A 24110-nucleotide genomic window follows, 5' to 3' on the forward strand; every position below is an offset into this window, starting at 1 on the left:
GCCCGCCTCAAGCGGCCGACGTCGCACGATCCCCACCGGTTCCCAGATCCGTCCCGGCCGCGAGCTGATCCAGTTCCCAGGCCGCCTGCTCGACGCCCTGCTCACGCGCGGCTTCGAGCCAGCGTCGGGCTTCGGCCCTGTCGCAGGTCCCGGCCAAGCCGTGGGCCAAGTATTGACCGAGGAGCAATTTCGCGCGGGCGTGGCCGCGCTCGGCCGCCTCGCGGAAACATTGCTGCGCGAGGGGGCGGTCGGCTGGAACGTCGTGGCCGCCATCGTACAGGGCACCGAGCGCGAACAGGGCGCCCAGGTGCTCCCGCTGCGCAGCCTTTCGGAACAGCTCGAGCGCGCGCGGGTGATCCCGGTCCCCGCCGCGCCCGTTCACGAGCATCTCCGCCAGCATCACCTGCGCATCGACCAATCCGGCTTCCGCGGCGTGGCCGAGCCAGATGCGACCCGCTCCCGGGTCCGACGGCGCGCCGCGTCCCTCCACCAGCATCCGGCCGTACCAGTATTGCGCGGTCGGGATGCCTTCGGCGGCGCGCCTCAGCCACGTCGCGGCCTCCTGCTCGTCCTTGGCGACGCCGATACCCTGCATGAGGCAGACGCTCAGGTTGAACGCCGCGGTCATGTCGCCCTGCTGAGCCGCGCGTTCGAACCAGTGATGGGTGCTCGCCTGATCCTCGGGCTGCCCGTGGCCGCTCAAGATCAGATTCGCGAGATCGACCTGCGAGGCTTCGCTGCCCATCTCCGCCGCGCGCCGCAGCCACCGGGCGGCGGCTTCCCCATCCCGCTCGACGCCGGCCCCGATGAGATGGAGTTGTCCCAGCGTTCTCGCCGCGACGGCGTGGCCGAGTTCCGCGGCGCGTTCGAGCCAGGTCACGGCCTCCACGTAATTGGGCGGCTGGTCGCCCCCCCTGGCGTGGAGGAAGCCGACCAGCGCCGCCGCGTGTGCGTCGCCCGCGAGGCCGGCCCGGCGCAGCCACGTCTCGCCGAGGACGACGTTCCGCTCCACGCCCTCGCCGTTCAGAAGCGCGAGACCCCAGCAGGTTTGCGCCGCGCGCACGCCCTTGTCCGCCGCCTCCCGGTACAGCTGCGCCGCAGCGGCCAGGTCGCGCGGCACGCCGACCCCGACCTGCGTCAGGGCACCGAGGAGGGTCAGAGCATTGGGCAGACCTGCGGCCGCGGCCCGCGCGACGTCGCTGGCCGCCCGGGTCCAACCGCTCTCCTCCGTCCCGGTCTGGAGACGCAGCATGCCCAGGCCGAGGGACCCCTGCGGGCAACCGGCATCCGCGGAGCGCTGGTACCACGTCTCGGCCTCCGCGACGTCGCGGAGCACGAGGGGACCCGTGGCGAGAATATACCCGAGCAGGGCCTGCGCTTCGGGCAGGCCGGACTCGGCCGCGCGCCGCGCCCAAGCCATCGCGGACGGGAAGTCGGGCTCCACCGGGCCGCTTCGGGACGGCTGTTCCTGCGCGAACAGGTCCGGTCCCGCGCCCGCGCCGGACGGGTCGGCGCATTCGCCCCTGACGTGGAGCAAGGCCAGGCGTAGCTGGGCCTCGGCGTGGTCCTGCATCGCCGCGGCGGTCAACCAGCGGGCCGCCTCCCCGACATTCCTCGGAACACCGACCGCGTCGAGATAGCAGATGGCCAGCTGATGCTGCGCTTCGCTCAGACCGGCGCGCGCCGCGTGCCCGATCTCCAGGACGCCGTCCTTGGCGCGGCCGCGCTCGATCAGATCGACGCCGTTCCGCAGCCGCGCGGTCGGCGAAAGCGGAGCGATCAGGCGATCAACGAAGCTCATGAACGGCTCTATCCACCTCGGACCCCGCGCGTCACGGTTCGCGCATGCCCTCCAGCCCGACCGGGAGAACGCGGGCGAACAGGTACTTCAGGAGCGTCCGCTCGCCCGCCTTGATGTCGGCCGTGACGGGCATGCCCGGCTTCATCTCGAACCCGCCCGGCACGCCGTGCATCGCGACGTTGTCGATCGTGACCCGCGCCTTGTACCAGACCGTCTGCTGGCCCTGCCCGCCGACGCTGCCGCGCTGGTTCTCCTGGGCGCCGGTGAAGCTGTCGGCGCTCACGATGCGCACGAAACCTTCCGCGATACCGTACTGGACGAACGGGAACGTGTCGAACTTCACCGTCACCCGCTGCCCCTGCTGGACGTAACCGGCATCCTCGGCCGCGATGCGGGCCTCGACCTCGAGCGGAGCGTGCGTCGGGACGAGGGTGATGAACTGCTCGCCGGACTGCATGACGGAGCCGACCGACACCCGCGCGATGTTCAGGACGACGGCGTCCTGCTTGGCGCGCAGCTCCACGAGCTGGCGCCGGAGCGAGGCCTTCCGCAGCCCCTCCGTCGCGTCGTTGAGCGCGCGCGAACGGAGCGTGAGGTCCTGGTTGACCTGCGTCTTCCACTGCTGCTCGAAGGCGTCCCGCTCGGCCATCATCTGCTTCAGGTCGCGGCCGGCCCGCTCGGCCGTCCCGGTCGCGTCCGTGAGGTTGCGCTGCATCTCGATGCGCTGATCCTGCGCGATCAGCCGGTTCATCTGGCTCCCGACCTGAAGGCGCTCCAGCTCGCGCCGCTTCGATTCCAGGACGGAGGCGATCTCCGCCCGCTCCCCGAACGCCCGCACGTCGTGCTCGGCGCGCGTGAGCTGCGCCTGGAGGCCGCTGATCTTCTGCTGGAAGCTCTCCATCTGGTAGCGGTACTGCGATTGCCGCTGCCCGAAGAGCGCGACCTGGACGGCCGCCGGTGCGTCCGAGGTGCGCGGCGTGTAGGATTGCCCGGACGCCTCGGCGATCAGGCGGTCCACCTCCGCCTGGAGGCTCTGGACCTGCGCCTCGAGGGCGCTGGCATCCGCGCTGGAGAAGGTCGGATCGAGCCCGGCGAGGAGGTCCCCCTTCCGGACGAGCTGGCCCTCGTGCACGTTGATCGAGCGGACGATGGCCGTCTCGAGCGGCTGCACGACGACCGTGGGCTCGGTGGACACGATGCGCCCGGCGCCCGTCACCACCATGTCGATCGGGACGAGGTTGAGCACCGCTCCCGAGGCCAGGATCAGCGTGACGATGACCCAGAGCATGCTGCGGGCGACCGGCCTGACCGGCGTCTCCAGGAGCTCGGCGGTGGGCGACTGGAATTCGAGGAGCGCCCGGGCGGCGGCGGCGTCCGCGCGCCGCGCCCTCGCCGCGAGCCTCAGGGTGAGTGCGCCGCTGGCCATGCCGCTCACCTCCGCGCCGCGATGGAGGCGAGGTGCGGCTGGCGGCTCCGGTCCGCGTGCCGATTCTGCTGCTGCCACAGCTGCCGGTAGATGCCGCAGCGCTCGAGCAGCGCGTCGTGCGGTCCGAGGTCGACCGCCGCCCCCTTGTCCATGACGAGGATCTGATCGCAATCCACCAGCGACGAGAGGCGGTGCGAGACGATCACCATGGTGCGGTTCTTGGCGATCCGGAGCAGGTTGGCGTTGACCAGGGCCTCGCTTTCCGGATCGAGGGCGCTCGTGGCCTCGTCGAGGATCAGCAGGCGCGGGTTGACGATCAGGGCCCGGGCAATCGCGAGGCGCTGGCGCTGGCCGCCGGACAGGTTGGCCGAGCCCTCCTCGATCCAGGTCTCGTAGCCCTGCGGCAGGCGCTCAATGAACTCCTCCGCGCCGGAGAGGCGGGCGGCCCGCACCACGTCATCCAGGCTCAGGCCCGGACGGCCGCCGACGATGTTCTCCCGCACCGTGCCGCGAAACAGGAAATTGTCCTGCATGACCACGCCGAAGCTGCGCCGCAGATGGGTCAGGTTGATCTCGCGCAGGTCGGACCCGTCGATCTTGAGCCGGCCGCTGTAGTCGCGGTTGATGCCCTGGAGGAGGCGCGCGATGGTCGACTTGCCCGACCCGCTTCGCCCGACGAGGCCGAGCATCGTGCCGGCCGGGATGCTGAAGCTGACGCCGTTGAGCGCCAGCGCCTGCGAGCCGGGATAGCGGAAGCTCACGTCCTCGAACGTGATCTGGCCGGCGAATTTCGGCCGCAGGCCGCCGCGGGTCGCCGCGGTCTCGGTCGGGTGGTTGAGGACTTCGGACACCTGCCAGATCGAGGTCCGGACCTCCTCGATGTCCTGCGTCAGCTTGGCCAGACCGATGAGCGGGCTCGCGACCCGGCCGCCCAGCATCATGAAGGCGATCAGGCTGCCGGTGGTGATGCCGGTGGTGCCGGCCGGCGCCACGAGCACGAGATAGGCGCCGCACATCAGCACGCCCCGATCGACGAAGCGCTCGAGCGGGGTGGTGATCGTCTGGGCCCAGTTGGCGATCCGTCCCGCGGCGAGTCGGGCGTGACCGGACTCGGCGACGCGCTCGTCCCAATCCTGCTTGCGCGACTCCTCGATGGCCAGCGACTTGACGGTGCGCATGCCGTGCACCGTCTCCACGAGCAGCGAGCCCTTCCTAACTTCGGCGGCGATCAGCTGCGCGTAGACCCGCCGAATCGCGGGGAGGAAGCAGAGGACGGTCAAGCCGATGCACACGGATGCGGCGAGCACCATCCAGGCCAGGGTCACGCTCATCCAGAACAGGAACGGCAGCAAGATGAGCAGGGTGAACACGTCGAGGATCGTGCTCACGAGCTTGCCGGTGAGGAAATCGCGGATCTTGAAGATCTGCGACACCTTGTGCGTCGTCTCGCCGGTCGGCGTCCGCTCGAAGAACTCGACCGGGAGCGCGAGGAGGCGGCGGAACACGTGCACGTTGATACGGGCGTCGAGCCGGGTCGACATCACCTCGACGATCTCGCGCCGCGCGTAGCCGAGAAGCGTCTCGTATGCCGTGACGACCACCAGCATCAGCGAGATCAGGGCGAGCGTCGAGAGCGTGTGATGGGTCATCACGCGGTCGATGGCCGCCATCGTCAGGAAGGGCGGCAGGATCTGCAGGACGCTCAGGCTCAGGGAGGCCACGAGGACCTCGCGCAGGTTGCGGCGCTCGCGCAGGACGAGTTGCATCAGCCACGCGAACGAGAACGGCGCCTCGTCGAGGCTCGTCCTGCGCTCTTTCCGGATCAGCAGGACGTCGCCGTGCCAGACATGCGAGAGGCGCAGTTCGTCGACCATCGTCGGAGCGTGCTCCGGGGCGAGCGGGTTCGCGACGAACGCCACGCCCTTCTCGCGGTCGCGCCCCACGAGCAGCGCCGCCGTGCCGTTGGTGAGCAGGAGAACGACGGGCGCCCCCTCCTCGAGCCGCAGGAGCTGGCGCCAGCGGATGCGGGTCGCCTTGGCCCAGAGGCCGGCGCCCCGAACCCAGGCCGCCAGCGAAGCGGGGGACGGGATGGCCTCGATCCGGTCGGACCGGAACTCCAGGTGGTCGAGGTCGGTCCCGAAATGGAGCGCGACCGTCGCGACCGCGCGCAGGCGCGACAGCGCGGCGACGCTCGGGTCGGGTCCGCCGCTCGGCGGGACGCTCAGGGCCGCCTCGGGTGCGGCCTGCCCCCTGCGCGTGTCCGGGAGACGCGGGTCTGAGGCTTCGCTCAACGACTTGGACTCCCCGCACGCGGCCATCGGCAAACTCAGCGCACGCACGCACGTGAGTCCGGCGATGGCCGCATCTCACCAGGGTTCCGGTTGTCCCGCATCGGGCCGGCCGAGCCCATACGCCAAACGTTATAGATTTACTACGGCGTGTGATCGCTTGAATCACCTGATGGTGTGAGCGTTTCGCCTCTCCTGGGCGAGGAGAAGCGATGCTGTGTCGGACGCACAATGGACCCAGTTGGAGCCGCTGGTGGAAGCCTGCCGACCGAAGGGCAAGACGCCACCACAGGATCTGCGCCGCATCGTCTCGGCCATCCTCTGGCGCCATCAGAACGGCGCCAAATGGCGCGCCGTGCCAGCCGAACTCGGACCCTGGTGGCGGGCCGCTCAGGTCTTCATCCGGTGGGCGCGTGCCGGCGTCTGGGAGCGGCTCCTCAGCCTTGTTCAGGAGCGCGGCGTGCAGCTCGGCATGGTGTTTCTCGACGGCACCAGCGTGCGCGCTCACCAGAAGGCGGCGGATGCTGCGCGAAGGGGGGATCTCAAGCTGAGCGAGATCATCGTGAGGCGCTTGGCCGCTCTCGTGGCGGCTATGGCACCAAAGCTTGCGTGATCGCTGACGGCGCGGGTCGCGCCATCGCGTTCCGAAATCGCGCCTGGGCAGGCGCATGAGCTGCCTCAGGCCATCCCGCTGCTCGATCAGCTGCCCGGAGTGCCCAGGTGGGTGGTGGGCAACCGAGGCTACACCAGCCATCGCTTCCGCGAGCACATCTGGGGCATGGGCGCCCGGCCTGCGATCCCGCCGCAGCGGCACGAGGCTCCTGTCGCTTGCCCGGAGTGGATCTACGCCAACCACAACCGGGTCGAGCGCCTCTGGGCACGGCTGAAGGAGAGGCGCGCTGTCGCGACCCGCTACGAGAAGACCGCCACCAGCTTCGCCGGTGTCCTCTGCCTTGCCGCCGCACTCGACTGGCTCAAGCCATAACAGGCCGCAGCCTCCGAAGATTTCATGTGCGCGACCTGAGCCTGCGGCGGAGAGCAGGTTGAGCCAGACGGGCGCTAGCCACACGTCGTGCGCTGATTGATGGGCCACCAGTTATGTTCCCTGTGTGCCGGAGGAATTGGGCCGCGAGAGAGCATTTCGGGTCATGCTGGATCATAGTCGCAGTGACAGTGATAGTTGGCGCACTCCACCGGCAGGACTTGTGTGAAGGCCACGTGGACGCTCTGCCAGAGAGCCGCGCGTATCCGGGCAGCACCGTCTTCAATTTGGCGAAGGCAAGCTCGATAAAATTCAGATGGGGCGAGTTGGCGGGCAAGTAACGGGGACTGGCGCCCGCTGCCCGGATCGCCCGAATGCGGAGCCCGAAAACTTGCGTAGACCTTGGACTACAAACCGGGGAAGCTCCAGACTTTGATTAGCCTGTCAATCAAGTCGGCTAAAATAAAGATCTGATCTCCCCAAGCGAAACCTTTTGTGCAGCGCAGCGCATGAATGCCCTCGGAGCCAATCTATAACAACCGGCATATGGCATCATTGCTCACCGCAAGCGATAGGAGGCTTGATCAAGGGGTGGAGCTGCCTCGATTGGGCGTGGGCTCGGCCGGCGAATTCGTGAGATGTGGGAGAGGGTCATGCCTTCTGAGGGTATCATCACGATCACGGGAACCACGACCCAGACGAATAATATGTCTGCAGCAAATCCCTCTAATGCGGATGACGTATATTTCTACTATAGAGAAAGCTCATCCTCAGGATGGATACTTTTAGGGCATACCGAAACGAGCACAGTTGGAAATACAAACAATCCGTTCGACTCGGCTGCTGGAACAGAAACCCCGTTTTCCTTCACCACAAGTTTGCCGGCCGGAACTTACCAGTTTGGGGTGTGGAACTCCAGTGCAGGCGATGTAAACAATATTTTTATTTCCAGTAACGGTGAGACTGCAGCATTTTTTGTGGCCTATGATGACAATAATGACGCCGCTACGATTCGCGGCACTGACTTAGATGCAACAAGCGAAGTGAGTGTTAACGCAGTTCCTGGCCCGACAGGTCCGACGGGTGGCACGGGTCCGACAGGTCCGACAGGCCCGACCGGCGGCACGGGTCCGACCGGCGGCACGGGTCCGACCGGCGGCACTGGCCCAACGGGTGGCACTGGCCCGACCGGCGGCACAGGTCCGACCGGAGGCACAGGTCCGACGGGTGGCACTGGCCCGACCGGAGGCACGGGTCCGACCGGCGGCACTGGCCCAACGGGTGGCACGGGTCCGACGGGTGGCACGGGTCCGACGGGTCCGACGGGAGGCACGGGTCCGACGGGTCCGACAGGTCCGACGGGAGGCACGGGTCCGACCGGCGGCACAGGTCCGACCGGAGGCACAGGTCCGACCGGAGGCACTGGCCCGACCGGAGGCACTGGCCCGACCGGCGGCACAGGTCCGACCGGAGGCACTGGCCCGACCGGCGGCACGGGTCCGACGGGTGGCACGGGTCCGACCGGAGGCACGGGTCCGACGGGTCCGACAGGTCCGACGGGCGGCACTGGCCCGACCGGCGGCACTGGCCCGACCGGAGGCACGGGTCCGACCGGCGGCACTGGCCCAACGGGTGGCACAGGTCCGACCGGAGGCACTGGCCCGACCGGCGGCACGGGTCCGACCGGAGGCACAGGTCCGACCGGCGGCACTGGCCCAACGGGTGGCACGGGCCCGACGGGTGGCACAGGTCCGACCGGAGGCACAGGTCCGACGGGTGGCACTGGCCCGACCGGAGGCACTGGCCCAACGGGTGGCACGGGTCCGACCGGAGGCACGGGTCCGACCGGCGGCACTGGCCCAACGGGTGGCACTGGCCCGACGGGTGGCACAGGTCCGACCGGAGGCACTGGCCCAACGGGTGGCACTGGCCCGACGGGTGGCACGGGTCCGACCGGAGGCACGGGTCCGACCGGAGGCACGGGTCCGACCGGCGGCACTGGCCCGACTGGAGGCACGGGTCCGACCGGCGGCACTGGCCCGACCGGCGGCACTGGCCCGACCGGAGGCACGGGTCCGACCGGAGGCACGGGTCCGACCGGCGGCACTGGCCCAACGGGTGGCACTGGCCCGACGGGTGGCACAGGTCCGACCGGAGGCACAGGTCCGACGGGTGGCACTGGCCCGACGGGTGGCACGGGTCCGACCGGAGGCACAGGTCCGACCGGAGGCACGGGTCCGACCGGAGGCACGGGTCCGACCGGCGGCACTGGCCCGACTGGAGGCACGGGTCCGACCGGCGGCACTGGCCCGACCGGCGGCACTGGCCCGACCGGAGGCACGGGTCCGACCGGAGGCACAGGTCCGACCGGCGGCACTGGCCCAACGGGTGGCACTGGCCCGACGGGTGGCACAGGTCCGACCGGAGGCACAGGTCCGACGGGTCCGACAGGTCCGACGGGAGGCACGGGTCCGACCGGTCCGACGGGTCCGACAGGTCCGACCGGCGGCACGGGTCCGACGGGAGGCACGGGTCCGACCGGCGGCACTGGCCCAACGGGAGGCACTGGCCCAACGGGTGGCACTGGCCCGACGGGTGGCACAGGTCCGACGGGTCCGACAGGTCCGACGGGTGGCACTGGCCCGACGGGTGGCACAGGTCCGACGGGTCCGACAGGTCCGACGGGAGGCACGGGTCCGACCGGCGGCACGGGTCCGACCGGCGGCACTGGCCCAACGGGTGGCACTGGCCCGACCGGCGGCACTGGCCCGACCGGCGGCACAGGTCCGACCGGCGGCACAGGTCCGACCGGCGGCACTGGCCCAACGGGTGGCACTGGCCCGACGGGTGGCACAGGTCCGACGGGTCCGACAGGTCCGACGGGAGGCACGGGTCCGACCGGCGGCACTGGCCCAACGGGTGGCACTGGCCCAACGGGTGGCACTGGCCCGACGGGTGGCACAGGTCCGACCGGAGGCACTGGCCCAACGGGTGGCACTGGCCCGACGGGTGGCACAGGTCCGACGGGTCCGACAGGTCCGACGGGAGGCACGGGTCCGACCGGCGGCACGGGTCCGACCGGCGGCACTGGCCCAACGGGTGGCACTGGCCCGACCGGCGGCACTGGCCCGACCGGCGGCACAGGTCCGACCGGCGGCACAGGTCCGACCGGCGGCACTGGCCCAACGGGTGGCACTGGCCCAACGGGTGGCACTGGCCCGACGGGAGGCACGGGTCCGACCGGAGGCACAGGTCCGACCGGAGGCACGGGTCCGACCGGAGGCACGGGTCCGACCGGAGGCACGGGTCCGACCGGAGGCACAGGTCCGACAGGTCCGACGGGAGGCACGGGTCCGACCGGCGGCACTGGCCCGACCGGCGGCACTGGCCCGACCGGAGGCACGGGTCCGACCGGAGGCACAGGTCCGACCGGCGGCACTGGCCCAACGGGTGGCACTGGCCCGACGGGTGGCACAGGTCCGACCGGAGGCACAGGTCCGACGGGTCCGACAGGTCCGACGGGAGGCACGGGTCCGACCGGTCCGACGGGTCCGACAGGTCCGACCGGCGGCACGGGTCCGACGGGAGGCACTGGCCCAACGGGTGGCACTGGCCCGACGGGTGGCACAGGTCCGACCGGAGGCACTGGCCCAACGGGTGGCACTGGCCCGACGGGTGGCACAGGTCCGACCGGAGGCACTGGCCCAACGGGTGGCACTGGCCCGACCGGCGGCACTGGCCCGACCGGCGGCACAGGTCCGACCGGCGGCACTGGCCCAACGGGTGGCACTGGCCCGACGGGTGGCACAGGTCCGACGGGTCCGACAGGTCCGACGGGAGGCACGGGTCCGACCGGCGGCACTGGCCCAACGGGTGGCACTGGCCCAACGGGTGGCACTGGCCCGACGGGTGGCACAGGTCCGACCGGAGGCACTGGCCCAACGGGTGGCACTGGCCCGACGGGTGGCACAGGTCCGACGGGTCCGACAGGTCCGACGGGAGGCACGGGTCCGACCGGCGGCACGGGTCCGACCGGCGGCACTGGCCCAACGGGTGGCACTGGCCCGACCGGCGGCACTGGCCCGACCGGCGGCACAGGTCCGACCGGCGGCACAGGTCCGACCGGCGGCACTGGCCCAACGGGTGGCACTGGCCCGACCGGCGGCACTGGCCCGACCGGCGGCACAGGTCCGACCGGCGGCACAGGTCCGACCGGCGGCACTGGCCCAACGGGTGGCACTGGCCCGACCGGCGGCACTGGCCCGACCGGAGGCACAGGTCCGACCGGCGGCACAGGTCCGACCGGAGGCACTGGCCCGACCGGCGGCACGGGTCCGACCGGAGGCACAGGTCCGACCGGCGGCACTGGCCCAACGGGTGGCACTGGCCCGACGGGTGGCACAGGTCCGACCGGAGGCACAGGTCCGACCGGCGGCACAGGTCCGACCGGCGGCACTGGCCCAACGGGTGGCACTGGCCCAACGGGTGGCACTGGCCCGACGGGAGGCACGGGTCCGACCGGAGGCACTGGCCCAACGGGTGGCACTGGCCCGACGGGTGGCACAGGTCCGACCGGCGGCACTGGCCCGACCGGCGGCACAGGTCCGACCGGCGGCACAGGTCCGACCGGCGGCACTGGCCCAACGGGTGGCACTGGCCCAACGGGTGGCACTGGCCCGACGGGAGGCACGGGTCCGACCGGCGGAACGGGGCATGGCCACGGCAAGGATCATGACCACGGCAGGGGTCATGGCCATGACCGGGATCATGACCATGACCGCGATCATGACCACGGCAGGGGTCGTCACCACGGCAGGGGCCATGACCATGATCGGGATAACGGCCACGGCGAGGGCCATCAGCACGACAAATGGTCAACAGGTCGGTCGAAAGCGGTGGCGATCAATGCGGACGACCTCGACGACCGTAGGAGCAAAGGCGGCCTGAGCTTCATTCAAGATGCTAAGAGCGGCGGAGCCCCAGCAACACCGGCCAACACGCTACTTAATGACCTAATTGGTTCAGCAGGTTCGACAAAGGATGCCACCGCCAAGTCCGGTGGAAGCGTCCAGACCCAGAGCAAGCCTCTTGATCTCCTCACAGAGTTCAAGGGTGGGAAAGGGCAGAGTTCGCTTGCCGGCGGACCATGTGGTCAGGCATCTGACCCGAAGACTACACCCGCCGGCGGGCTGCTGTCCGACAACTCCGGCACTCAGCATACAGTGCAGAGCGCGTTGAACCCGCAGAACTGACGAGCCTTACCACGACGGAGCGCGAGCCAACGAGCACCGCGCTCCTTCCAAAGAAAGTTAAGAGCGGGTTCCGTAATCTTAAACCTTCGGAACCCGCTCTTGATATTCGTCCGCGACCAAACTCTAACCTGATGCGCTATGAACCGTGATGAGCAATAGTCCCAGTTTGTGCTATAATAGTCCGGTCTGAAATGTTACTCAGCGATCTCCGAAGGTATAGTGTATGAGCCGGATCCCGCCCAGATATTTAGTCCCGACGCGTAACACATAAAGAGAGTCGTCCAGCGCCGACAGGACGTGCCGCGACAGAATGACGATGCGCGCCACTTTCCTCAAGCTCGGCACGCTGGAGCGTTGCTCCTTTCGACCAATTCGGACATCGCTGCTGGCCCGTATTAATCGCCACCTTTGAGCGGTGACCAGGCTCAATCCCAGCGCCCGGGGAAGATCTCGCGCACATTGGTGCAGCTTTCCAGCGACACACACAAGCCTCAGCATAGGAATGGCGAGCGCGAGTATCTGGCGTGACAATCACTGACGTTTGCGCGCCCAAAAAGGATGAGAGACGTCGAGACCGAACACCGACACGCATCACTGACTATGCAAGATCGCGAAGCTCGGCCACGCGCTGAGGCGTGAGTGTGCCCACTTGCATGCACACCCACGATAAGCGGAAGAAGAACGCGCGGCTGATGCCGACGCGGGGGCGTCCTGTGAGGCCGCGCAGCGCTCGACGTTGCGCTTTGTCGTCTCTAAAAGGGGCCGCACAAGCGTCCGCAGTCATCGGTCGGAGCCGCGACGTGCTGTCTAGCCAGCACAGCTCTCTCACCGACCTCACTTATCGACGCTTGCGCGGCTGTCTCGCCGAGTACGGCCTCGTTGCGCAAGGTTCATTTCACGCAAAGCAATGATCCTGCAAACTGAGGCTCCTGCTGCGGACACTGAGGAGAGGTGACCATTTGCCTTACATTTACGAGGTGGGTTCAACTAGAGGAATGACTGCCGCAGTTTGAGTATCAACACAACTGCTCTAATGTCACGACACGGCAGAAAATCGCTGTATGACGTACCCGCGCATCTCCTTCCCTCGATCAACGCCAGCATCTTGCATAGCAAATTTTCTTGAGCACAGCTGCCATTCGGCACGCTTCTGCGTTAGTATTCCGTCTGGAAGCCAGACGCCGCATATGAGCTGCTCTGCTGCGAACAGTTTCCGCTAAGTGCATCCTCGAAAGGTCGGCAAATGCCTCTTTCTTCTTCAGACGCGCAACTTTCTTCTGCTCAAATGGAACTTGCTGGGAATTGGAGCGTTTCTAGCCGGGGCAATGTATTGAAAGTTGTTGAAGCGGCGCGGGCTGCTTGCTTGAGCGGATTTCAGCTTTTCTCTGATCGTCAGCCAGCCAAATTAGTTATCGATGGACACAACGACGGCGGAATCACACCTCCTTCCATCTGGTGGCATACCGATCGCCCGGACACGGCGTGCATTATCGTCGATGTCGGAGAAAACGACTGGTCGCGACTTGCCTATCAATTCGGCCATGAGCTAGGGCACGTTCTTTGCAATAGCTGGCAATCGGATGCTAAATCTGCGCCGCCGTGCCAATGGGTTGAAGAAGTTCTGGTCGAAGCATTTTCAATCCACGGGCTAGACAAGCTTGCGACAAACTGGGCTTTAAGCCCGGTGATCGCTGGTGCTCCTAGATTTTCTGAAGCAATCCGCGAATACCGACTACGCGTTTTGATGCAGCACGGCGATCCGACACCGGTTAACTCTCCCACCAATTGGTTTAAGGAAAACCGTCGCGAGATCGAAAGTCAGTCCGGCTTAAGTGGCCCAGCTGTAAAGCTAGTATGCTATATAGTCGAGGAAATTGGAGAATGCGAGTCAATACTCGGGGATTTAGGTGCCTTAAATCGCTGGCCCGCTCGGAGCGCGACTCCGCTTGAGGAATATCTCTCTTTGTGGGAAGCTAGCTGTAGGGAGCTCGGAACGAGCGGCGCTCTGGCCCAATTTATGCGAAATCTTACCGCGAATTAGCGGGTGATACCGTACATCCGTCCCACTACGCCGAAGTTCAACCTGATGCGGATCTTCGAAGTTGAGGCAGGCTATTCACGAACGTATTTTTCTGAACTTTTATTTTAGAGCCTTGATAGACTGGAAATTTGCAGCGGCTGACTGCCGTACTCGGAGAGCTAATGTTAGCGATAAAGCGCGCTCTGAACAGCTGGCGAGCGGTCGTTTTCTTCACAGGATCATGTAATTTAGCGATTTACCGCCGGAGAGGGCAAATGATTGGATTATGTATGATCGTGAAGAACGAAGCTGATGTAATTGTGAAATGTATTGAAAGCGCTCGAAGGTTGATTGATTATGTGTTGATCGTGGATACTGGATCGACAGACGAAACGCAGAGGCTGATCGCCGAGTACCTTCACGAGCAAGACATCCCCGGCGAAGTCATCGAAGAAGCATGGGTCGATTTTGCGACAAATAGAACATCCTGTCTTCGCAGATTACGCCAAAGAACTGATATTTCTTATGCTTTAGTTCTCGATGCCGACGAGGTGATAGTCTACGATGATGATTTTAACGAAGCTGCTTTCAAACAGCAGCTAAATAAAGATTTTTATCACATCAAAATCGTTTTATACCCAACTGAGTACTTTCGCCCACAATTACTGAAAAATAATCTTGAATTTGTATATCGTGGAGTTTTGCACGAGTTCATTGAGGCGCCGCCCAGATCGTCGAGTGGCACAATCGAGTCGGGATTTCATATCATATCGGGCCGCGGAGGGGCAAGAAGCAGAAATCCTCGAAAGTATGAAGACGATGCGCGCACTCTAGAGAAAGCGCTAGTGAGCGAAACTGACGAATTTCTTGTCTCGCGTTATACATTCTATCTCGCTCAAAGCTACCGCGATAGTGGCAATAATGAGCTGGCACTTAAATACTATATCGAGCGGTCTAGGCTTGGATATTGGGAAGAGGAGATTTTCTACAGCACGTGGCAATCGGCAGCGATGATGGAGCAGCTCGGTTATCCTGACTTTGAGGTAATCGGTATGTATCTTAAAGCCTTCGAAGGGCGTCCAACCCGCGCCGAGTCTTTACATGCAGCTATGAACTTCTGCCGCAGGTGTGGCTTGCATCATCAGGGGTTTCTCATCGGAAAGCACGCGGTCTCAATTACAATTCCGAGTAGCGGACTTTTTGTGCTGCCCTGGATTTACGAATACGGTCTATTGGATGAATTTTCGATCTTGGCATATTGGAGCGGGCATTTTCAGGAAAGTCTGGATAGTTGTTTGCAGATTCTGCAGGAGGGAAGAATTCCATCGGATCAGCGTGAACGCATTGAGGTGAACGCTGATTTTTCGCGGAAAAAGGGAGCTAGGAGCCACTCTGACCTACAGCCCTGATGTTTGATCCCGCTGTGTGGTGGTACGACTGACGCCGCATGGAGGGACGCACTATGGGCCAGGTTCTCCACGGCAGCGCCACGACGGCTGAGACGGTCCGTCGGGCAATCCAAGCTCGTCAAGAGAGACACCCTGTGTCCAGCCCTGTCCAATCAGCGGGTCAGTCGGACGGCTGAGCTGTGTCGCTGAGGATCGTAGGGCTTTCCGTCCAACCAGGCACGCCAGAGAACACGCAGCCATGCTCGCGCGAGCACGCGGACCGCATGAGAGTGGGTGCAACCTCGGCTCCGAGCTCGGGCATAGTGCTGCGCAGCCCAAGTACTGGCATGCCGAGAGTTGTCGGCAAAGCACGTGATGGCGGCGCGTAGCCGGTGATTGCAGGCAAAGCGGAACACCACGCCGCGGCGTTTGCCGGATGCGTGTGTGACTGGCGATACCCCGGCCTCGGCCGCGAGTTGGTCGAAGGTCTGGAAACGTGCCTGCTCGTCGCCGATCTCAGCCAGCATCTGAGCGGCGTTGATGCGGCCAGCGCGGGGGAAGGACATGATGATCCGTCCGTCCGGCAACTCGGCCACAGCCTGCTCGATGCGCGAGGACAGCCTGCCGATCTCGACGGTGAGTGTCTCCAGAACGCTGACGAGCGCGCGAACGAGCCGACCTTTGGCCTCGGTCTCCGTGGCCGGTGCTTGGCCGACAGGAGCCGCACGCAACCGCTCCAGCAACACGGCTGGAGTTCGGCGGCCAGGATAGCCCTGCTGTCGATGCCGGGTGAATGATCCCCGAAGGCGCCGACTGAAAAATCCCCAGGCTTTGCCGCGTCCGCGAGTTCGGGCGCTGTTCGTCTGGCAGCCGGGCGTCGCCGCCCCGCCGATGATCGAACCTCGTGAACGCACGGGGAGCGTCGGTGGTGGTCCAGCTCGGAGAGCTCGTCATGATCCTGGACCTGCATCGTCAGGGCCTGTCCGTCACCGCCATCGCCCGCCAGCTCAGCCTCGACCGCAAGACGGTCCGCAAGTACATCGCCCGCGGCCTGGAGCCGCCGGCTTACAAACCGCGTCCGCCCCGCGGGCATCGCCTCGATCCCTTCACCGGCTACCTGCGCGAGCGCGTCGCCGCCTTCCCGGCGCTCACCGGCTCGCGGCTGTGGCGGGAGATCAGGGAGCACGGCTACGCAGGCGGCTACACCGCGGTGACCGACTACCTGCGCGACGTTCGTCCGGCGCTGCCGGCCCCGTTCGAGGTCCGGTTCGAGACGCCACCCGGGCATCAGGCTCAGGTCGACTTTGCCCGCTTCGTCGTCAGCTTCACCGACGAGCCGGGCGTGACGCGCATCGTCTGGCTGTTCTCGATGGTGCTGGGCCACTCCCGCCAGATCTGGGCACGCTTCGTTCCGCACCAGGATCTGCAGACGGTCCTGCGCTGCCACATCGCCGCCTTCACGGCCCTGGGCGGCGTGCCCGGTGAGATCCTCTATGATCGTATGAAGACCGCGGTGACCGGCGAGGGCGAGGATGGCCACATCGTCTACAACCGCTCGCTCGTGGCGCTGGCCGCCCACTATGGCTTCCTGCCGCGCGCCTGCCGGCCCTACAGGGCCAAAACCAAGGGGAAGGTCGAGCGGCCGTTCCGCTACGTGCGCGAGGACTTCTTCCTGGCGCGTGCCTTCCGCGATCTCAACGATCTGAACGCCCAGCTCGACGACTGGCTCGCCACAGTGGCCAACCTGCGTCTGCACGGCACCACGCACCGCGTCGTCGCGGAGGCCTTTGCTGAGGAGCAGCCGACTTTACGGCCGTTGCCGGCACTGCCCTTCCGCGCCGTGCTGCGCCTGGAGCGGCGCGTCACGCACGAGGGGCTCGTGAGCGTGGGCGGCAACCTCTACAGCGTGCCCGACCGGACGCGCCGCGTCGTCGAGGTTCATCAGCTCGCCGACGAGATCCAGATCTTCGATGCCGGGCGCTTGGTCGCCGTGCACCCCGTGATCGAGGGCCATCGGCGCACCCGGGTCGCCTCGGGCCACCGCAGCCGAGCCGTGCTTCCTCCGCGTTCACAGCGGCCGACACGCGAGGCCGGTCTCGTCATCGGCCGCGCCGGCGACCAGGTGGCGCGGCGCTCGCTGGAGATTTACGCGGCGGTCGGTCGGCGCCTCGCCGAGGGAGGCCGGCCATGACGGACGGGCTCGACCCCGCCACGACGCTGGAGCGGATCCGGCGCAACCTCGTCGGGCTGAAGATGGCCCGGGCGCTGGAGGTGCTCGACCAGACCCTGCGCCGGATCGAGCAGGGGCAGATCGGTGCGGTGGACGCCATCGACGTGCTGCTGTCCGAGGAGCTGACGCTGCGCCAGAACCGGCGGGTGAAGATGGCGATGATGACGGCGCGCATCACGAGCGTGAAGACGCTCGCCGGCTTCGACTTCGCCTTCCAGCCCTCACTCGACCGCAACCGCATCCTGGCGCTGGCGGGGCTAAACTTCATCGAACGGCGTGAAGCCGTCCACCTGCTCGGACCGCCCGGCACAGGCAAGAGCCATCTGGCGGTGGCACTTGGCGTGGAGGCGATCAAGGCGGGACGCAGCGTCTACTTCGCGACGTTGGCCGACATCATCGCCTCGCTCGCCAAGGCGGAGCGGGAGGGAAGCTTACGCGAGCGCATCCGCTTCCTCTCGGCCTTCGCGCTGCTGATCGTGGACGAGATCGGTTACCTGCCGGTGGTGCCGGGCGGGGGCAACCTGTTCTTCCAGCTCGTGAACGCACGCTACGAGCGGGGTGCGATGATCCTGACCTCGAACCGCGGCTTTGCCGAGTGGGGCGAGGTGTTCGGCGATCCGGTCGTGGCCACCGCGTTGCTCGACCGCCTGCTGCACCATGCTGTCGTCGTGCAGATCGAGGGATCGAGCTACCGCCTGCGCCAGCATGCCGAACTGGTGCCCGAGCACGTCCGCTCGAAGGCGCTCATCACGCCGCCACCGGCACCCAAGCGCCGCGGTCGTCCGCCGCTGCGGCGCGAAGGCGATCCCGCTCCGGCGTGAAGCGCGCCAGAGTGGGGAAATTTGCTTCGGCGGATCTGAGGACAAGCCACCCGGCGTTGACACCTGCTGCCTCAGGAAGCTGGCCATGCGCTTTTCACCCAGACGATGGGCGCTCTCGGGCGTGGGGTAGCGGGCGATGAAGGCCAGCGCGATTGGGCTGTCGAGGGCCGCGAAGATCGTCGCGACGCCGGGCCAGAAACTGTCGAGCACAGCCCGGAGCTGATTGGTGAGTGAGACGCGCTGAGCCACCAGATCGTCGCGTCCTCGAACAAGGGCCCGCAGAGCCTTGATCTCCCCGGATATGGCAGTGAGCGGCTGGAAGCGGTGTCCGTCGGTGCGTAGGATATCGGCCAGCATGTAGGCGTCGCCCGGATCGGACTTGCCGCCGGCCGCGTGGTAGCGCGGGCGACAGGCTTTTACGACGTTGGGATGGATGGGCACGATCGGGTGGCCCGCCGCCGCGAGGGCTTCGACGACGAGGCCGCTGGGGCGCTCGATGGCCACTGGCAAAGCTTCCGGAGCGGCGACCCGCCTCAACCGCCGCAGCAGTTCGGCCAGCCCCGCCGCCGAGTGGGGGCATTCGAACCGGACCAGAATGGTGCCGTGTTCATCGAGTGCACAGACGGCATGGCCGCTTGCACCCCAGTCGAGGCCGACGGTCATAAGCATGGGCTGGCATCTCCGGGAGGGCTAGACTGACCCGAGCCGGGAGGTCGTGCGGATCGCTCATTGACAGGCGCTCTGGCTGGCAGGCTCTGGCGCGACACCCTGTGGTCCGTCCGGTCCTCCCGGCACCGGCCGTGCGGCGGTCTCTCTTGAGCCCTCAAGAGGGGCGAGCGTAAGTGGCCGTCACGGCAGGTGCTCAGGCTGACGCACGCTACCCCATAAGGAGGCTCGCCTGCGCCGGTCGGAAGGTGCACCAATGAGGTGCACCAATGAGCGTGAGAGTGGTGGCCGAGCGCTACCATTACACCAGCCATGACGAGTTGCGGCAGCACCTGCAGCTGTTCGTCGATGCTTACAATTACGGCCGCCGGCTCAAGATCCTGCGCTGCCTCACGCCCTACGAGTTCATCTGCCAGACCTGGACGAAAGAGCCCGAGCGCTTCAGGCTCGATCCGTCACACCACATGCCGGGACCGAAAAACAGCAGGCTGTTGAAGAACTCGGCCAGCGGCGGGCAATGAAGGAGATTTCGTCGTCGACATGGAAGCCAATCTCGCCGTAGAGCGAGCCGTCGACCCGAAGCTCGGCGCATCCGAAGCCTTAGGCGTCATCCCTCTCCTCGCGTCCGGTCCAGTTGAACGCGATGGCGGCGTGATTCCCTTCACCGGCGAACGCCCCAGCGACACACCGAAGGTGAACTCGCCGCGCGTGGTTCCAAAGAGGATGTAGGCTGGCTCGACTACGTCGGCATAGTCGTCCTCGAGTTCATCCCCGAAAACGGAGGAGGAGCTGGTGTGAGGGTTCGCGAGAGACGCAGCCCGGAGATCAGGATGGGCGGTTGTCCAAGGCCGACGCTGACAGGCACAATGCTTGCCGTGCCCTGCAGCTTCCATTTGTGCCTGCGAGGCTGCGCAATTCGTATTATACAGCATTAGCGCGCTGTGTTGGTTATTTCTGGCCGGGATGCATCAGCTTTCGAGAGAACGGCGCTTTGACGGCTGAATGCCCACGAGTTCCCTAGTGACGGCGGGGAAAATGACTACGCCCGAGCACTTGGCCTGGTGCTCAATCCCTCTAACCTGCGTCATCGATAATTACCGGGTAATCAGAGGCTCACCTGAGACATAGGCATAGCGCCAGATCCAGATCGGCCTCCAGCAACCGCTTGAGTTCGGTACCGCGTTAGGCACTCAAGGCCGCAGCATCGATCATCGATCGAGTTCTGAGGGGTAGCACCTACAGCTGTATGTGAATATTTTACGGATCCTTCTGATGCGATTTACTGGCACTGCATCGCCTAATAATTATTTCTGTCTTGCCTATTCAGCGTCCAGCCGTTAATCCGAGATTTCCTCTTAGCAGGAGACATAGCCGTGAGTTACGCAGGATTAACGAGTGCAAAGAGTAACGACTCGCCTCATCTTGGTGGCAACATCACTGTTGGCGACCCTTTTACATGGTGCCCTCGCGCCTGGGATTATGTGAGAGAGCGTTTTGCCATCAGATCAGCGATGGACCTTGGCAGCGGATCCGGCTTTGCCGCACATTATTTCGCCAGCAAGGGAATCTTTACTGTCGCTGTTGACGGTTTCCGTGATAATGTAGATAGGTCGTTTTATCCAACGATTCAGCACGATCTCACGAAATCCGGCGTTTATGCACGTGTTGACTTAGTGCATTGCCAGGAGGTCGTGGAGCATATCGAAGAGAAGCATCTCGATAACCTGCTCGCAAGTCTGCTTTGTGGTCGCATCATATTGATGACCCATGCTCTGCCAGGGCAGAATGGCTACCATCATGTTAACCTCCAACCACCGGAATACTGGGTCGATCACTTGGTGAGCCGCGGCTGTAGCTTGCTTGAAGAGGACACGAGGCGCGTCAGGGCGATCGCGAGTCAGGAAGGCGCGCCGTACCTTGCCGCAACTGGGTTGTTGTTCAGCAACAACACTCGCATCTGAGTGACGGGGCGGCCAGATGTCCATAGGGCGACGTTCTGCAGAGATGGTAAACAGGCGAAACGAACGGTGTTACCGTTCATGTAGCAACGGCCAAGTCGTTCTCCTATCCGGCTGCAGCGAGGTAGTTGCGGCACTCCTGCGAGGTGAAGGCCTGCCGGATCGCTGCCCATAGATCCGGGATGGTGCGGGCTGCCGCGTTGCGCAGCAGCGCCCTTTGTCGGCGAAACCTTGCTCGATCGAGTTGAGATCAGGGCTGTAGGACGGCAGGTACCTGAGCCTGATGTTTGATCCCAGGGTTTGATGGCGCAATTTCCTCCCGCGAGTGGAAGGATGCGCTATGGGACAGGTTCACCACGGGTGCGCCACGACGACAGCGGCAGTCCGTCGAGCGATACAGCATAGTCAAGCGAGCCTGAGGCAGCTTGCTCAGCGCTACGGCATCAACCTCGTCATCAGCCGCTTGACGCCTTCGTCAGCGAGAGCCGAGCGGGCGAGATCGCGCTCGATGACCTTCCGGTCTTCGCCAAGCCTGTCGAACTCGCGCAGGTGCCGCTCGATCGCGAGTTGCTCGTCCTCCGGTACGACCTGCTCGACTAGCCAGGCCCTGCCCCTGGCCCCGCAGAGGTCGGCGTGGGACAGGATGGGATCAAGTGACTGTGCAAGATCGACTGGATGATGTTCTTCAGCCGGGATCGCTGCCGGACGATCTGGTTGCGGCGGGTGACCTGCCGGCGTAGCGCCTGGGTCGGCTCGTTCGGAACCCACACCTCCGGCAGGAACCCGCTCGCGTAGAGCTGCGCCAGGACGCCAGCGTCGATCGGGTCGGTCTTGATCTTCGCATACGCGATCATCCGCACCTGCATCGGGTTGGCGATCACCACCTTCTTCGCGTGCGGCGTGAGAACCGCCACCACGGCCGAGGCATTGCCAGTGGCCTCGACGACCACGACGTCGTCCGCCGATAGCTGCTCCGCGAAATGGTAGCGGCCATGGGTAGGCAGAAGGCGAGAGCCGGGCAGCTGACGGGCGCGGGTGGCCGATAGCCCAAGGACGAGTGCGGCCGGACGCAGTTGTAGGTGTTTTGCCAGAGGCCGATCACAGCCTGTGCCTCCTTCAGCGAGTAGAAGATCTCTTGGCGTAGGCACTCGTCCTTCAGCTCTGCTCGCAGATGCCCGCCTCTTTGCAGGCAACGGCGATGCTCTTGCCCTGGGCTGTCTGCACCTCGATCTGGCGCAGCGTCAGCACCACCTGCTCGGCACTCGGCCTCTGTCCTCGCTTCATCTCCAGCTCCTCCGGTCCTGGCTGATCCTCGCAATCAGCCCGGTCCAAAGCCAGCCGGTCAGGTCACGTCACGTACCGGATAATGGTTAAGTCGAGTGGAAGGGCTGGATCGTCGAGGACGCGACCGTCAAGCGCTTCTATTATGACAGCTATGACCAGCTTCGGCAGCACCTCGCCGACTTCGTGGCGGCTTACAACTTTGCGCGCCGCCTGAAGACCCTACGGGGCCTGACACCCTACGAAGCCATCTGCAAAGCCTGGATAGATGAGCCCGCCAGGTTTACCCAGAACCCGCACTATCAAATCCCGAGACAATACACCTAGTGCACTGACGCTGACAAAACGTACAGCGAGCAACGCAATTTCTTCCGCGTTTGCAAGCGATTAGCAGGTGAGCGCGTGGAGCGTTCGTCTGCGTCAGTGCACTAGAGTTCCGCGGCCTTGATCGCGTCCTGCACGCCCGCGACCTTGTAGGCGGACAGGTTGTCTATGACGGCGATGTCGCCCGGCTGCAGCACCGGGACCAGGGTCTCGGTGACACTAAAGAAGTGCTTCCCCCGAAGCAGGCTCGACCTACCCGTCACCAGTCAAACGTAGCTACAGCTGAAATCACCTACAAATAGGCTAGCATTGAGCGCTTAATTTTCTAAGAAAATCTCGCATCACCGCCTCTGAAAATCGAAAAAAGTTGCTGTAATCGTCCCCGACACCATAACCATCCGTGCTTATATCGGAGGACCCTGGCCGTTGGATCGAAATGTGAGGAACCGTTGCGATACTACTGAAATTTGTCCTAAACTTTTTCTCCAGTTCAATGAAATAGACATCGATTTGCTGGCCATAATCGTGATTCCACCGCAGAATTAAGTCATACGCTCCAGAATGTATTAGGTTAAAATGAGATGTGTATCCGCGCGCGTAGAGCAGTTTCCTCTCTAAATCCATCAGCCTTATAATCGCATCTGCAGGAAGCGTAGGGCCACCGTTGAATCTCTCCCACTTGTCACGATTAAACCATAAATATGGCAACATCGCTTTGAATCGTGTCATTCCTTCTTCGGTTACGGTAGCGTCGTCCTCCAGTATCAGCACCCATGGCAAGCGACGCTCTTTCGCCATTTGGATGCACTTGAGATGAGAATAGCCGCAGCCTATCCAGCCCGGTGTATACTCGATAGCCGAAACTCGATTTGGAGTAATTCCGACAGTAAGACATTCTGCTTGGATCGCCGACCATCTATCCAGCCGCTGATCCATATTGATAACAAAGACGACTGGGAAAGGAACTGCAGACTCGAGTTGTTCGGAATTCGGTTGGCGTTCTTGGACCGCTGCCGGCCGAAGTTGCAAAAAAACTGGGATCCACGTTGTAAAAAAGTCAAGAAGATCTGCACGATTGCGCGACAAAATGTCAAAGGTTAGATTATTTGAATTTTGAAATCTGATAATCCAACCATCATTGCTTGCAACATAATACAAAGATACGCGAGCCGTCTCTCCGACGGCGTACTCGGCCTTAACGGGAAAATTCAGAGTTCCGCAATTATTATCAGACCTCCACCAATCCGGCCTCGGCACTTCCTGAAATCTCCCTTCACACCAGCACAGTACAGTACTATCCATCTTATCTTTCGCCACATCGACATCTTGTTGCCTCATGGCAAGCTCCTTGAGAAGAATTTCGAGGGCAGCATAGCGTCGCAGGGGGCAAGCCGCACGTCTACAAGTGTTTCTTACTGCATAAATAACAGAAACACACAGCCAGCCTTTGCAGTTAAAGCGCTCCTATGTATAGGCCAGGATTGATTTAATACTCGATACTCAATACGCCACCACATGCAGTATTTATACTCCGCGCGAGTCGCGAGCGATTGCTCCTGACGACTCTGCAAGTGCAAACTGGCCGAGATTGCCCCTCGCACTGCCTGAGACGAAGAGTCTCGCTGCTCAGCTATTTACAAATAATAGATCTCTCTCCCGCGAAAATTTGCTTG

At 64.3% G+C, this 24110-nt stretch carries 13 protein-coding genes and 9 pseudogenes; 11 read left to right on the forward strand and 11 right to left on the reverse strand.

Translation table 11 applies throughout. The features are described 5' to 3' along the window. Positions 1-7: 7 nt before the first annotated feature. The 3 genes from DK389_RS06010 to DK389_RS06020 are packed head-to-tail and all read right to left on the reverse strand — an operon-like array spanning position 8 to position 5545. On the reverse strand, positions 8-1801 hold the full coding sequence (locus DK389_RS06010; protein WP_109888099.1) for a tetratricopeptide repeat protein: 1794 nt from the start codon (positions 1799-1801) through the stop codon (positions 8-10). A 31-nt stretch (positions 1802-1832) separates the two neighbouring features. Then, complete coding sequence (locus DK389_RS06015) at positions 1833-3227, reverse strand: HlyD family type I secretion periplasmic adaptor subunit (RefSeq protein WP_194075164.1); 1395 nt, start codon at positions 3225-3227, stop codon at positions 1833-1835. Between the two features lie 5 nt (positions 3228-3232). Next, complete coding sequence (locus DK389_RS06020; protein ID WP_109888101.1) at positions 3233-5545, reverse strand: peptidase domain-containing ABC transporter; 2313 nt, start codon at positions 5543-5545, stop codon at positions 3233-3235. A 187-nt stretch (positions 5546-5732) separates the two neighbouring features. Here DK389_RS06020 and DK389_RS06025 point away from each other — a divergent pair. From DK389_RS06025 to DK389_RS06045, 4 genes and pseudogenes are all read left to right on the forward strand, one after another. Continuing rightward, a pseudogene (locus DK389_RS06025) lies at positions 5733-6500 on the forward strand (IS5 family transposase). 4710 nt (positions 6501-11210) lie between these two features. Beyond that, positions 11211-11444 (forward strand): hypothetical protein, encoded by a 234-nt coding sequence (locus DK389_RS06040; protein ID WP_109888103.1) that lies wholly within the window; start codon positions 11211-11213, stop codon positions 11442-11444. Positions 11445-12992: 1548 nt separating this feature from the next. Next, positions 12993-13790, forward strand: coding sequence for a hypothetical protein (locus DK389_RS32080; RefSeq protein WP_162560521.1), 798 nt, complete (start codon positions 12993-12995; stop codon positions 13788-13790). A 269-nt stretch (positions 13791-14059) separates the two neighbouring features. After that, the gene (locus tag DK389_RS06045; protein WP_210206734.1) at positions 14060-15178 is read left to right on the forward strand and encodes a glycosyltransferase; all 1119 of its coding nucleotides are present in this window, start codon (positions 14060-14062) and stop codon (positions 15176-15178) included. 152 nt (positions 15179-15330) lie between these two features. Here DK389_RS06045 and DK389_RS06050 read toward each other — a convergent pair whose 3' ends face one another. Then, entirely contained in the window at positions 15331-15903 is a 573-nt protein-coding gene (locus DK389_RS06050; protein ID WP_109888107.1) for a transposase, read from the reverse strand. 182 nt (positions 15904-16085) lie between these two features. On the opposite strand from DK389_RS06050, the gene istA reads away from it, so the two are divergent. Both istA and istB read left to right on the forward strand, forming a co-directional pair. Then, a complete protein-coding gene (gene istA / locus DK389_RS06055; protein ID WP_109888109.1) occupies positions 16086-17348 on the forward strand; it encodes an IS21 family transposase in 1263 nt (420 codons plus the stop codon). Next, positions 17345-18208, forward strand: coding sequence for an IS21-like element helper ATPase IstB (istB, locus tag DK389_RS06060; RefSeq protein WP_109888111.1), 864 nt, complete (start codon positions 17345-17347; stop codon positions 18206-18208). The genes istA and istB overlap by 4 nt, the downstream gene beginning before the upstream one ends. 201 nt (positions 18209-18409) lie before the next feature. Here istB and DK389_RS33940 read toward each other — a convergent pair. Next, positions 18410-18877: pseudogene (locus DK389_RS33940) on the reverse strand (IS110 family transposase); the annotation flags it as partial. 287 nt (positions 18878-19164) lie between these two features. Here DK389_RS33940 and DK389_RS06070 point away from each other — a divergent pair. The 3 genes and pseudogenes from DK389_RS06070 to DK389_RS32095 form a co-directional block, all read left to right on the forward strand. Next, a pseudogene (locus tag DK389_RS06070) lies at positions 19165-19395 on the forward strand (hypothetical protein); the annotation flags it as partial. Between the two features lie 19 nt (positions 19396-19414). Further along, complete coding sequence (locus DK389_RS32090) at positions 19415-19603, forward strand: hypothetical protein (protein WP_162560523.1); 189 nt, start codon at positions 19415-19417, stop codon at positions 19601-19603. A gap of 644 nt (positions 19604-20247) precedes the next feature. Beyond that, complete coding sequence (locus DK389_RS32095) at positions 20248-20835, forward strand: methyltransferase domain-containing protein (protein ID WP_162560524.1); 588 nt, start codon at positions 20248-20250, stop codon at positions 20833-20835. 103 nt (positions 20836-20938) lie between these two features. On the opposite strand, the pseudogene DK389_RS06080 reads toward DK389_RS32095, so the two are convergent. Continuing rightward, positions 20939-21114: pseudogene (locus DK389_RS06080) on the reverse strand (IS630 family transposase); the annotation flags it as partial. Between the two features lie 58 nt (positions 21115-21172). Between DK389_RS06080 and DK389_RS06090 the strand changes: the two are divergent. Further along, a pseudogene (locus DK389_RS06090) lies at positions 21173-21280 on the forward strand (IS481 family transposase); the annotation flags it as partial. Positions 21281-21282: 2 nt separating this feature from the next. On the opposite strand, the pseudogene DK389_RS06095 reads toward DK389_RS06090, so the two are convergent. From DK389_RS06095 to DK389_RS34905, 3 genes and pseudogenes are all read right to left on the reverse strand, one after another. Next, a pseudogene (locus tag DK389_RS06095) lies at positions 21283-21812 on the reverse strand (IS110 family transposase); the annotation flags it as partial. Further along, positions 21710-21994: pseudogene (locus DK389_RS33945) on the reverse strand (integrase core domain-containing protein); the annotation flags it as partial. The pseudogenes DK389_RS33945 and DK389_RS06095, both read right to left, overlap by 103 nt. Next, on the reverse strand, positions 21988-22116 hold the full coding sequence (locus DK389_RS34905; RefSeq protein WP_257791944.1) for a hypothetical protein: 129 nt from the start codon (positions 22114-22116) through the stop codon (positions 21988-21990). The gene DK389_RS34905 and the pseudogene DK389_RS33945, both read right to left, overlap by 7 nt. A gap of 114 nt (positions 22117-22230) precedes the next feature. On the opposite strand from DK389_RS34905, the pseudogene DK389_RS06105 reads away from it, so the two are divergent. Beyond that, positions 22231-22440: pseudogene (locus DK389_RS06105) on the forward strand (IS481 family transposase); the annotation flags it as partial. 110 nt (positions 22441-22550) lie between these two features. Here DK389_RS06105 and DK389_RS32100 read toward each other — a convergent pair. Further along, positions 22551-22658 (reverse strand): annotated as a pseudogene (locus tag DK389_RS32100) (IS630 family transposase); the annotation flags it as partial. 82 nt (positions 22659-22740) lie between these two features. After that, entirely contained in the window at positions 22741-23775 is a 1035-nt protein-coding gene (locus DK389_RS06110) for a glycosyltransferase family 25 protein (protein WP_109888113.1), read from the reverse strand. Between the last annotated feature and the right edge of the window lie 335 nt (positions 23776-24110).

Source organism: Methylobacterium durans (genome assembly GCF_003173715.1).
Classification (GTDB): Bacteria; Pseudomonadota; Alphaproteobacteria; order Rhizobiales; family Beijerinckiaceae; genus Methylobacterium; species Methylobacterium durans.